We start from the raw sequence: 12,466 nt of genomic DNA, 5'->3' as shown, positions 1-12,466 counted from the left end.
CTTTCAAAATGTATCGCTTCCACCTAAACCTCTTCGGCTTCAACTGCACTTGGGAACAAGCCGCGGCGCAGTTGGAATCTCTGGAGCGAATGATCTTCGAGCCCGATGGCTCGTGGATTTGGTCCGGTGCGACCGATGGCCAGCAGTGGCACGTGAATGGTCATCTGTTCGATTTCGCACAGCAGCTTCACCGCGTGGAACTTCACGGCTGGTGCCCATCAGATCAGTTTGATCGCCTGCTCACCTGCTTCGGTTGGCCCGAAACGGCGATTTCCTTTGAAATGGTTCGCGAGGGCCTGCAAGTCTCCGAAAATGAATTCCGCACGGCCATGACTTCGGCATGACGAGTGCACAGACATTTTCTATAGCCGGTCCGCCATGCGGTCCGGGAAGTCCAAGATTTAGGAGACCCCCATGAGTCACGCCGATCCCAACTCCCCCGCCACGGGCGACATGTTCCGCTGCGAAAAATGCGAGTTTGAAGTCCAGGTCACCAAAGAATGCGAATGCGAAAAGTCCTGCGTCGAACTCAAGTGCTGCGGCCAAGACATGAAAAACGTCACGTCGCTCGAAGTGCCCAGCTCTGTAGGTAAATAGAAGCAGTAGGCTTGCCAAATAGGAAGCAGCAATTGAGTTGTAGATACCGGGGACGAACCAACTCAGCCCGTCCCCGGTGTATTCCATTATGCTACTGGTGCGGCTTCTTCGCTCGGATTGCGAATCTCAAAGCCGGTCACGCGGCGCTGGCGAATCATATTCTCACCTAAGAGAGTGAGTGTATCAGCTTCGCCTGGACCACCGTAAAGTAGTGCCAGTTGCGCCTTCACCCCACCGAGCGACAGCATATCGTCGCCCCCTCCGAGACCCACAAACAACAGCCGAGTCGCTGAGTCTTGGATACTTACTCGATCGCTACTCTCACCTTGCCCGCCGTCGAGACTCAGGATTGGAGCATGTGTTTCCACGACTCGTATGCTATCGGTGCCGAGGCCGCCGTTAACATTTACGCCCAGTCCATTGACATGCAGGCCGTTGGCAGCAAACGAATCATCGCCGTCTCCCAGTCGGACTTGGACGCCGCGACGAAAGTGGAATTCGGGTCGGTCCATTTCGCCTTCCACAATGCTTGCGGTTTCTTCTTCTGTCGTTTCTTCCGGCCGACCAAGTCTCACGATATCGTCACCTTCACCGGCGACTATGTGCAGAGCACCTCGCGCGACCGTGCTCTGGATCACAGCCATGTCATTGCCGGCACCAAGGTTGATAGCCAAGTTCGCTCCGAGCTTGACGTTAGGAGATTCCGTTACATCTAAATCAGACTCGGACATCTCGGGCAATACGCCGATTGCGACACGGTCATCGCCCGTGCCCATGTTGATCGCCACATTCCCACGTATCGAGGAATTGACGATTCGCAGAAGATCGTTCCCTTCGCCAAGGCTAGCACGCAAACCATGTCTGACTCCTTCGACAACCACTTCTGTAACTGGATCGGCATCACCACTGAGCAACTGTGTGCCTTCCAGTCCACGAATCACGAAAGTCCCCGGAACTTCTCCCGAACTGACCACGACTTGGTTATCCAGTTCGTCGCCTTCTAGAGTCAACACACCGTTCAGCACATTCACAGCCACATCGCCAGCTAGGAGCTGTTTCTGCTCCAATGATTCAATTCTCAACGTACGCTTTGCGCAAGACATGGTCCTCTCTCCTTCTAACGAGTTGTTATGCCCCTTGATGAGCGGGCACGAGAGAACAGACGTAGCCCCGTTGCCGTTGGGGCAGATTGAGATCGTGCCGTCAAAGGGTGAAACCGACGAAGCTTGCGGGAGTTTCGCAGTTTCGCGAAAAATTCACACTACGCGAGAAATCCAGGAAGATCGTTTTCTTCATGGACTTCATTGGCAAATAGTTCGGAGTCAAATCATTATTGCGAAACGAATTCCGCCAAGACTTGATCGGTTGAATCCAGCAACTGTAATTTGCCGTCTGCGCTTGTGGCGCGCGTAGCTTTCTCAAATGCCTGAAACAACTGCGACTCAACCTTCATCGCCTCCGGCGGGCCGGCCATCATCGTCGAACCAATGGGGCCAAAGAGTTTCTTGTCGTCCGTGGCCACTTTGCCGAAGAAGCGATTCACGCCCCCAAAGCCCGCCAAGCTTCCGTCTTCTTTGACGGAAAGAGTAGGCGTCTTGATGCCAGCAGGCAATGCCTTGCCGCTGATCGACTCAAGTAGCCACTCGCCTGCCGGTACCGATGACGGTGCTGCGTGTTTGCTGTAGATCGTTTTGCCTTCTTTGATGGTTTCCAGTACCTGGACATCTTTGATCGAGGTTGGATCGACCTTCACGGGATTTTGATCGAGAATCACAAAATCCGCCAGCTTACCTTTCTCCAACGTCCCCTTCAGATCTTCTTCACGGTACATATAAGCACTACCCGTGGTGATGGCTTGCAGCGCTGCGTACGGTGTGATTCTTTCTTCGGGGCCGATGATCTTGTTACTCCGTGAAGTGCGATTCACCGCCGACCACACGACGAACAGCTGATCGATGGGCGACACGTTGAAGTCGGTGTGATTCGCACAAGGAATTCCCATCTCGAGAGCCGTTTTCATCGGGCTTAGGAAAAACGCTTGCTTTTCGCCCCGATTTTTGACGTGCGTGTCCCCAAAATAAAAGCAGTGCTCGGTGAAGAACGAAGCCAACAGGTTGTATTTCTGATATTTATCAAGCTGATCCGGCCGCACGAATTGCGAATGCACAACAGTGGTGCGTCGATCCGCCGCACGATCTGGCGTGGCAGCTTCATGGGCCTCGATCAACCAATCAATGGCCGCGTCGCCGTTGCAATGTACGAGCAGTTGCAGATTCTTGTCGTAGACCAATTTGACCATGTCTTGGAATTGCCCTTTGGGAAACGTCGGTTCACCGGTCCAATCCTTTTCGCCATTGGGTCCGCCCGTCAGATAGGGCGTCGTGAAAAACGCCGTCTTCCCTTGAGGCGAACCGTCGGCCGTGATCTTGATCCCGCCCAACTTAAAATGATTCTGATAACGGCCGAAACTCTCCGGCGGATTCTTCTGCAGCACGGTTTCTGCTTCCGTGATGAATGGATACGACACCACGTCGAGCACCAACAAGCCTTGCTCGGCCGCTTTTTGCAGCAACTCCACGTCATGCGCCATGGTCGCGCCCTCTTGAGCCGTCGTCAGGCCCGCCGCGGCATAAATCTGCTGCGCATCCTTGAAACGCGACAGCATTTCCGCTTCGCTCGGTTGCGGCATGTTCGCGAACACCGGCATCCAAGCCGTTTCCATCAATAGCCCCGCCGGTTCATTCGAGTTCTGTTTGCGTGCGATCACGCCTCCCGGTGGCGTCGGTGTGTCTTTGGTGATGTTGAATTTCTTAAGTGCCGCCGAGTTGCACACCGCGCCGTGCAAAGACACATGCTGCACGAAGACCGGATGATCAGGAAACGCCGCATCCAAATCCGCGGCCGTCAACTCCCGGCCATCCGACAGCACGTCGGGATCGTAGCCGTAACCAACGATGAACTCACCCGGAGGAATGTCAAACTTCCTTTGGCATTGCTGGAGGGCCGTAATGATATCGCTGATCGACTTCGCGGGCCCGGCCGGTGGCGAAAAGCAATTCGCTTGCCGCGAAACGAGCAGCGCATTGATGAAATGGCTGTGACCGTCGATGAACCCGGGTAACAGCGTTTTCCCGGCGAGATCGACGACTTTCGTGTCGTCGGTTTTCTTGGCCAAAGCCTCGGCCAGCGCACCCACGAACACGATCTTGCCGTCCTCCACGGCAACGGCTTCGACGTAGGCCGGTTCCTCTCCCACCATGGTGAGGATATCACCACCATGATAGATCGCATCGATCCCCTGACTGACGGAACTATTCCCCAGCGCCAGCCAGATACACAGACAAAACACAACCGCGCAACGCATCGACAAGTCCTTTCGCGAAGAGAATCGATCCCACGGCGATCATTCTGGCGATGTTGCTGCGATTTGGGAAGCGAAATTCACCACCCGGCGGGACTTCTATTCTTGTTTGTCCTTTAAGTTAGAATCCTCTCAACAACTTTTTACTCTCCCTGCCGAGAAATCCCATGCGCTGGACTTTAGCTCTTCCCTTCGTTGCCTTGCTGGTATCGACGGTCTATGCCTCCGAACCAAAGAAAACCGAGTTTTCTAATCGCGCCGAGGCCTTGCCGTTTCCTCCCGATGTCCGGGAGTTGGAATTTGATGCAACATTCGACGACATCGAATTCACATCGGGTTCATCACTTCCAGCGCTCGTCGACTTTTATCGTCGCGAGCTCGCCAAGCGCGGATGGGCCGAAGATCCTTCCGCATTGGAAATCGAAACCGATTCCGCTGAGCTGACCTTCACCCACGATGGCGTGGAGATCGTCGTGGAATTCGACAAGCGCTCCGACGGCGTGCAAGTTAGTTTCGATTGCGAAGGGCTCGACTTCGCTGGCACGAGTGACCCCGCCGCGTTGATTACCGCGGGTGTCCCCCAACCTCGCGCCTATGTGTTTCTGCAAAAGCACGTCGCCCGCCCCACCGGAATCCAAGACATGGAGTACTCGAACGACTCTTGCCACTTCAAATCCAAGTTGGGGCTCCCTGAAGTCTTTGATTTCTTCAACAAACAACTCAAAAGCCAAGGCTGGCGGGAATCGCGTAAACCGATCGTCACCGCCGACCGTCGCTACACGGAGTTCCAACGCGGCCCCGACGAAGTGAGCGTCAATGTTTTTGCGCACGAAATCGGTTCGCGCGTGGTCTTGGGCTATGAAACGACCGCTCGAGAGCCGTTGATCCCACCGCTGGCCGATGTCGGTCCACTGGCGACGACAGGCAGAACTCCCGCAGCCGACGACAAACCCACCCTGCCGCGAGTGGTGGTCGACGTTTCCAAGAACACCGGCACGGCCAACATTGTGCTCGAAGGTAAGCGGTACACGTTCAAGCACGCTGCCGCCTTTCGCACCAAACAAAATGGCGACTCCACGACGCAATTGCTGTTCACCGACCGCCCGATTCCGCTCGCTCATATTCAAGAATTGCTCGTCACGCAGGACGACGCGAGCATCGACGATATCTTCGGCGAGAATTGGCCGAGCTACATTCGCATCAGTGTGGGCGAGTACACAAGCTTTTCGTTCAACTCGGGCGGCATCGGCGTGGGCAACAGCATCGATGACCCTGTGAACAATCTCAAAGTCGAAAAAAACCGCATCACCGGCACGCTCAAGACGGGCAAGCCCTTGGACGTGTTCGACGACGTGATGACGATTGAAGTCAGCATCGCCGCCGCGCTGCTTACACCAGAGACAGCACTCGGCAAATAGTCACGTCGACGGATGATAAAAGGCCAGCCGGGTCACGCAAGTCCCCGCGCCGAGTTCATATTTAGCCCCGCGTGAAGCGAGGCCCCGCCGAGCCACACGCGGGGCAATACACGGGGCAAAGAAAAAGAGTCGCCAACAAACAATCCCCCTCCCACCGGGAGAGGCTAAGGGAGGGTCTTTCACGCAGTAAATTCGTTAGCCGCGACGTGTTGCGAAGCGACGCGGAGCGGGTTCTGTGACCGATCTTTCTCACGAACGTGGCGGCGCTTAATCCCTCTCCATCCGGGAGAGGTTAGGTGAGGGTCTGCTTGCTTCACGTCATTCCCACGGAGGCAGGAACCCAGTCCCTTACCGCGAAGCGGTTCCATCATTCAGCCCAGGGTTACGGAGCCCCCGGCGACTACCCTGGGAAATGATCCCACTATGAAAGGCAACCCTGAAGGGGTTGGATAACAATCGATAAAATGAAGTCTGGGAATGCAAGCTCTACCCTTTGAAATACAATGCCACTATGAAAAAGCCACTTCGCCAAGCTATTTCCTGTTCTTGTCTAATTCTAACCATGTTATTTCTTGGATCATGGTTTCGCAGCTACTTCTGTGTTGATTACTTGGTGAGAGAATCGAGCCACTCTTACCTTTCTTTATATAGCCTGCGAGGCATCTTCCCAATTCGATTAATAGCATGGGAAGAAACGACTCGTCGTCCAATCAGCTACCAATTTCGTACCATCAACAATCCAGTACAAGAAAAACCAGCGCACCCTAGAACCCTTGGATTCAACTTTGAAACAAAAGATTGGGGAGCGACCATGACTTGGACGCTCATTTGTATTCCCCATTGGTTTTGTGTGATGCTTTTCGGTTTTCTGGCCGTAGCGACAAGGCCCAATCCCCGATGGCGATATAGCACATACGAGGCATTGCTTGTCGTGACCTTATTCGCACTAGCAATTGGCGCGTGGGTCGTTTTTACACAATCCATTGGAATGCCTTTTCATACCCCACTATTTGGTTAAATGATACTCGCAAAACTAAAGTCACTATCCATCTTGTTGTAAGTTCCAACAAGCGATTAACGCTCGATTCACTCGCCACGGCTTTTCTGAAGCAAGCATCTCTCCGCGCCCTCCGTTCCTCCATGGTCCCTTCCCCCCTGGCCAAAAATCGTTGTGGCAAAGCGATTTTCAATCGCGATAATGGTGCTCCTGTGGTAGGCGTGCTCTTTGATAATTGAATGTGGAATGAGGTTTTGGAACGCGCTCTTCGTGCGTTTTGTCCAAAAGTCGACTTGTTTTGGAACGGGCGAATGTCGCAACGGCTTGAATGATCAGCACTTGCAACATCACCAAGTGACAAAACCCAAGACTTTCGGCGCGAATGTTGGGACCCCAGCGCAGAAGCGAAAAGTCAGCTTGGCGTTGCTGAGGGGGTGCAAACCAAGCAAAGCACGCAAACCTCGCAAAGCTGAAACGAGAAGCTGTTAGCTCTTGGCTATTAGCTGTTAGCCAGAGGAAGAGGGATTCCCGCCCCCACCTTCGTGAGGGCAGGCTCTGCGCGGGAAAGACGTTGAAACTGCGCGCAATCGACACGCCAGGCACCATTTCCCACAAACTTCCTATTTCAACTTGATCAACGAGCAGGCGTGAATAAGTTGCCAAAGTTGATCAAGATGACAAAGTTCCAAATACGGTGGACGGTAGCCAAGAATCACAAGCCCCAGACTCGTGCCACACGGGAGTGAAAAAATTTACAACTCGCAACAAGCGCAATAGACCCCGACAAGTTCGACAAGTTGGAAGAGTTGGAAGTCTTGAATTGAGAAGAGAAGTAGCGAGTTGTGAGTGGTGAGTTGCGAGCCAATTGTCCCGCAACTCGAAACTCATAACTCGCCGCTCTTCCCTACTTCATCTCGGTTTCGAGAACGTAGTTCGGCGTCCGCCAGGCGGTGCGGTCGGTCGTGACGGGGCCGAGCGCCATCGCCATCCAGCCGTCGTCGATCACCAGTTGCGTCACCATGAGCCCGTCGAAGCGTGGATCGTCTTCGAGCGTTTTGCGAACGATGCGCAGCTCGCGGCCGCGCGAGAAGACCTTGCCCATGATGCCGTGCAGTACGAACCGCGCGCCGGTTTTGAGCTGAGGCCCGGCGAATTGCAGCGTTTCATCCCGCACGAGATTCACCGACAGCCCGTCGAGTTGCGGGCGGTAATAGGCATGGACTTGGAAGTTTTGAATCTTGTCGCGACCGTGGCCCAGCTCGCGGATGTTGAGCACCAACTCCAAACGGTCTTCGACAAACGAAACGTGGACCGCATCGTGCTTGGCGAATTCGATGCGAGCACGCGTGGGGAAATCTTCGGGCATGGGGGCATCGGGATTGCCAAATTTCTCGGCGAGGAATTTATGCAATTCAGGCAGCGTCATCCGCCGGCCTTCGAGGTCGAGCCCAGCGAACGCGTTGTTGAGCGCGGTTTCATGCAGCTGCACACTCACGACGCTGTCGGCAGGTGCCGAGGGACGCGGCGTGTGGGCGGCGAGTTGATCGAGATTCGCGAGCCGTAATTGCATGACCGCGCGATCCGAGGTGGTGAACATGTCGATCGGCTCGGCGGCGAGGGCCAACTGTTCGAAGGGAACCATGACAAAATCGTGAAAGCGTTGCTCGACTTTTTGAAGCTTCGGATCGGCTTCGCTATCCATCCGCGAACAGGCTTTGTTGACGACCTTCGAGCGAACTTGGGCCATCGCCTGCGGACGCGATTTTTGATTTTCCTTTTTGGCAAAACCACGGAACATCGCGCCGAGGAACGGCACGCGGTCGAATTTCGATTCGGCACCGAGGTATTGGTGCTTGCCATTGGCGGCGGCTTTGGTCGGTTCGACCTCGAGGCCGTCCTCGCCGATGGTGATCACCTTTTCGGCGGCATATTCATAGCGGGCGGCGTTGCGAACCTTCACCGGCCAGGTATCGGAACGGGTGTTCGACAGGACTTGGCCATCGGCACGCAGGACCAATTGCCAAGCGTCGTCGGCCGGCAAGAGGCGGATATCGACGTCGCTGGTGGTCTTCGAGTTGCCTTCGACCTTCGTGCCGGCAATGCGTTCGCGCACCGGCGCGACGATGCTCGGTTGCTTGGGGATCATCCGGTTGAACATCTCGTGATTGAGCGCGATCCGCATATTCGCCCCGCGAAATTGCTGCTGCAAATCGTGAGCAAGTGTTTGGAGCTGGGGATCGTTCGACCATTGCATCCGCTGCGAGAGTTGGCCAATCGCTTCGGCGTAGAGCATGCGGCTGTCGGCCTCGTAGCGTTCGACAATCGCCAGGAGTTTATTGAGATCAACCGGCCCCGCGGCCCAAGGTTGCAGTTCGCGCGAAAAACTGGAGAGCGGTTCGGCGGCGATGAACGTGCGTTGTTGGTCCGACAAACGAGGATCGTTCAGCCGCGAGAGAACTTCCTGGCTCAAGCGCATCCGCGTGAGGTGATCGAAGGCGACCCCTTCGCTCGCGGCGGCGGCCACTTGATCGAGCAGCAGGTAGTCACGCCATTCGTCGCCGTTGGCCGTCCCCGCCAGGAGGGCAGCGATATCGGTGATCACCGGCATGAGGTCGGTGGTTTGTTGAGCCGTGGGGGTGATCGGCTCAGCACCGCCGCGTTCGATCAACAGTTCCCAGATGCCAATCCGCCGCTGCAAACCTTGAGCAGCTTGCAACCAATTCTGTTGCACGGCCGGATCCGAGATTTCAAGCGAACGAATCTGACCCGCCGCGGCGAGTTGCTTGAGTTCGGCGAGTATTTGCAAACCGATCACGGGGGGCGTGGCCGGATTTTCGGTGAGTTGGCGAACGCGCGTAAGCACCGCCGAGGCCCATTCGGTGGCCAGCGGCTGGTGGGCGAGTTTCTCCAAGCGTTCGATCAGCAACGTCGGTGCTTGCCGCAGCAAGGGGGTCGGCGTGATCGTGGCGACAGGCTCTTGAACGTGGGGAACGGGCTGAGACTTAGCAGCAACGGGTTCCACCAGCGAGAAAGCTTGTTTTGTATTTCGAGTTTCGAGCATCGCGAGGCGATCGTTTTCGCTCGTGACCATCACCTTCGGCTGTGCCGGCAAGGGCGTGGGCGGAGTGATCGACTCGGTGACTTCGACGAGCCTTTTGAGCGTGGCATGCATCGTGCGCAGCGTGCCCATGTCGAACGTCGCACGCACGGGCAAGGCTTGTTGCTCGATAGGACGAACGAGCTGGCGGCGCTCGATGAGTTCGTGGACGTTGAGAACGGGATGCTGCCAACAATACGGCGCGGCAACGGCCAGTCCGAACAGACAAGCCATGCCCCCCATCAACGGCCAAACCGGTCTGCGTCGTTCCCACCGCATGTCGTTGTTCTCTCCTGCCCCGGGAAATGGATCCATCCAAGCTGTCGTGCGGAGCGGACCGCAGCGCCACAGCTTCCGCCGTTGTGCCACCAATCCGGGTGGGGGCCGTGTGGGTTCACGACACACAAATGCACTCGTTCAGATAAGATCGGTATTCTGCGTCGTTCTCTTGCGTCTGGTTTTGCCAGCAATGCTGGTGGTGATTGTGTTGAGGCAGGCAATTTTCGCGTAACTAGGCAATCTTGCCTCCGGTTGTGCTTGCAGGCGAAAATGGGTGAACTTTGACACGCGAAAATCACACAAGAATTATCACCGTGAAGACCAAACAAAAGCCCGCAGCTGTTACCGACACCCAAGCCGAGCAGCTGTTGCTCGAGTTGCTCTCCATCCCCGCGGGGAGTGGCCAGGAAACTCCCGTGGCCGAATACGTTCGCGAGAAACTCCTCGCCGCCGGGGTTTCGCCGGGTGCCTTGAAGACCGACTCGGCCCATCGCAAGTCGGTCCACAAGGGGGATCAGGGAAACCTTGTCCTTAAACTCCCGGGAACCGTTCGCGGCGAGCGGCGGATGCTTTCGGCGCACATGGATACCGTGCCGATTTGCGTCGGCGCGCGGCCGGTCAAAAAGGGAAAGCGGATCGTGGCTGCCGATGCCCACACCGGCTTGGGAGCCGACGACCGGACGGGCGTGGCGGTGCTGCTGGCCACGGCCTTGGCCGTACTGCAGGACGACTTGCCCCATTCGCCGCTCACCTTTCTCTGGACCGTGCAGGAGGAAATCGGCCTGCACGGGGCCCGGCACGTCGGGTTGAACCTGCTGGGCAAACCGGCGATGGCGTTTAACTTCGATGGCCAATCCCCCGCGAAGTTGACCATCGGCGCCACCGGCGGCTACCGAATGAACATTGAAATTCGTGGTTTGGCCAGCCACGCCGGCGGGCATCCCGAAAAAGGGATCAGCGCCATCGCCATTGCTTCGCTCGCCATTGCCGACCTCGTCGAGAACGGCTGGCACGGCCTGATCGAGAAACAAGGCAAACGGGGCACGAGCAACGTCGGCGTCATCACCGGCGGGACGGCCACCAACGTCGTGACCGATCACGTCGCCATCCGCGCCGAAGCCCGGGCCCATGATCCCAAGTTTCGCCAGCGGATCATCGATGAAATCGAAAAGGCCTTCCGCCGGGCGACCAAAAAGGTGTGCAACAGCTCCGGCGAGCATGGCGAAGTCACGATCCAGGGCCAACTCGATTACGAATCGTTTCATCTCGCGACGAACGATCCGAGTGTCCAAACCGCGAAGGCCGCGGTCGTGGCAGTGGGACTCACGCCGGAGATCAACATCTCCAACGGCGGGCTCGACGCCAACTGGCTCACAGCACACGGCATCCCCACCGTGACCTTAGGTTGCGGACAAAACAACATTCATACGACCTCCGAATGGTTGGATTTGGTAGAATTCCACCACGCCCGCCGCGTCGCCCTCCAACTCGCCACCAATCTCTGACCTCTCATTTCATGAAACCCGACGACGAACTCTGCCTTTGCTTTCACGTCACGCAGCGCAAGGTCGCCAACTTCTTGCGACTCGAACGCCCGCAGCGTGCTGCGCAACTGGCCGATTGCTTCGGCGCGGGAACCGGTTGCGGCTGGTGCCGGCCGTTCCTCCAAAAAATGTTCGAAGCCAGCCGCGCGAACGCCACCGCCGAACTCCCCGAGTCAACCGACTACGCCCAAGCCCGCGGCGATTACGTCCGCAGCGGCGGCGGCACGCCCCCACCAGGCGCCACACCGGTGGAGGGGAGTTAGGTAGTGAGTTGCGAGTTATGAGCATCGAGTTGCGGGACAATTGGCTCGCAACTCACGACTCACAACTCGCTACTTCTCTTCTCAATTCAAGACTTCCAACTCTTCCAACTTGTCGAACTTGTCGGGGTCTATTTCGCTTGTTGCGAGTAGTGAATTTTTCATTCCCGTGTGGCACGAGTCTCCGACTGGTGATTCTTTGCGTATTTCGAACTTTGTCATCTTGATCAACTTTGGCAACTTATTCACGCCTGCTCGTTGATCAAGTTGAAATAGGGAGTTTTTGGGAAATGGTGCCTGGTGTCGAATGCGCGCAGTTTCAACGTCTTTCCCGCGCAGAGCCTGCCCTCACGAAGGTGGGGCGGGAATCCCTCTTCCTCTGGCTAATAGCTGACGGTTCATAGCTATCAGCTTCTCGTTTCAGCTTTGCGAGGTTTGCGTGCTTTGCTTGGTTTGCACCCCCTCAGCAACGCCAAGCTGAATTTTCGCTTCTACGCTGGGGTCCCAACTTTGGTGACGAAACTCCTGGGTTTTGTCACATAGCGCTGTTGCAAGTGCTGATCATTCAATCGCTTGCGACATTCGCCCGTTCCAAAACGAGTCGACTTTTGGACGAAACGCACGAAGAGCGCGCTCCAAAAGTCCCCGCTGAGTTTTCTGGTTGTCAAAGAACACGCCTACCACAGGGCAAGCACCATTATCGCGATTGAATATCGCTTTGCCACAACGATTTTTGGCCAGGGGGGAAGGGATTAAAGTGCGGAGAATTCTCTTTTCAAGGTTATGAGCTGACAATATTGGCCATTGCTCAGGCACCCGAAATAAGACTGCGCAGCCGTTAAGACAGGTACTTCTTCATGGGAAGAAATTTTCTGATCAATTTACCCAAGGGGTGCCCTAAAAGAGTAACAGG

At 56.0% G+C, this 12,466-nt stretch carries 9 protein-coding genes; 6 read left to right on the top strand and 3 right to left on the bottom strand.

Translation table 11 applies throughout. The annotated features are described in order from the left end of the window. Positions 1 to 8: 8 nt before the first annotated feature. Both SH678x_RS22805 and SH678x_RS22800 read left to right on the top strand, forming a co-directional pair. On the top strand, positions 9 to 344 hold the full coding sequence (locus SH678x_RS22805; protein ID WP_496920774.1) for a hypothetical protein: 336 nt from the start codon (positions 9 to 11) through the stop codon (positions 342 to 344). Between the two features lie 70 nt (positions 345 to 414). Next, entirely contained in the window at positions 415 to 597 is a 183-nt protein-coding gene (locus SH678x_RS22800) for a hypothetical protein (protein ID WP_496920773.1), read from the top strand. 86 nt (positions 598 to 683) lie between these two features. Here the strand turns inward: SH678x_RS22800 and SH678x_RS22795 are convergent, their stop codons facing one another. Together SH678x_RS22795 and SH678x_RS22790 are read right to left on the bottom strand one after the other, a co-directional pair. Then, the gene (locus SH678x_RS22795) at positions 684 to 1,700 is read right to left on the bottom strand and encodes a hypothetical protein (RefSeq protein WP_496920772.1); all 1,017 of its coding nucleotides are present in this window, start codon (positions 1,698 to 1,700) and stop codon (positions 684 to 686) included. Positions 1,701 to 1,927: 227 nt separating this feature from the next. Further along, on the bottom strand, positions 1,928 to 3,961 hold the full coding sequence (locus SH678x_RS22790; RefSeq protein WP_496920771.1) for an amidohydrolase family protein: 2,034 nt from the start codon (positions 3,959 to 3,961) through the stop codon (positions 1,928 to 1,930). Between the two features lie 164 nt (positions 3,962 to 4,125). Between SH678x_RS22790 and SH678x_RS22785 the strand changes: the two genes are divergently transcribed. Beyond that, positions 4,126 to 5,376, top strand: coding sequence for a hypothetical protein (locus SH678x_RS22785; protein ID WP_496920770.1), 1,251 nt, complete (start codon positions 4,126 to 4,128; stop codon positions 5,374 to 5,376). A 511-nt stretch (positions 5,377 to 5,887) separates the two neighbouring features. Continuing rightward, positions 5,888 to 6,394 carry a hypothetical protein gene (locus SH678x_RS22780; protein ID WP_496920769.1) on the top strand — a complete coding sequence of 169 codons (507 nt, stop codon included), beginning with the start codon at positions 5,888 to 5,890 and terminating at the stop codon, positions 6,392 to 6,394. Between the two features lie 883 nt (positions 6,395 to 7,277). On the opposite strand, the gene SH678x_RS22775 is transcribed toward SH678x_RS22780, so the two are convergent. Beyond that, the gene (locus tag SH678x_RS22775; protein WP_496920768.1) at positions 7,278 to 9,785 is read right to left on the bottom strand and encodes a hypothetical protein; all 2,508 of its coding nucleotides are present in this window, start codon (positions 9,783 to 9,785) and stop codon (positions 7,278 to 7,280) included. 278 nt (positions 9,786 to 10,063) lie between these two features. Here SH678x_RS22775 and SH678x_RS22770 point away from each other — a divergent pair, with 278 nt between their 5' ends. Then, positions 10,064 to 11,254, top strand: a complete 1,191-nt coding sequence (locus SH678x_RS22770) for a M20/M25/M40 family metallo-hydrolase (RefSeq protein WP_496920767.1) — start codon at positions 10,064 to 10,066, stop codon at positions 11,252 to 11,254. 11 nt (positions 11,255 to 11,265) lie between these two features. Next, the gene (locus tag SH678x_RS22765) at positions 11,266 to 11,556 is read left to right on the top strand and encodes a (2Fe-2S)-binding protein (RefSeq protein WP_496920766.1); all 291 of its coding nucleotides are present in this window, start codon (positions 11,266 to 11,268) and stop codon (positions 11,554 to 11,556) included. The last annotated feature ends 910 nt before the right edge of the window (positions 11,557 to 12,466 follow it).

The sequence above is a fragment of the Bythopirellula superficialaquae genome (genome assembly GCF_059632245.1).
This window is presented reverse-complemented; position numbering and strand designations above follow the sequence as displayed.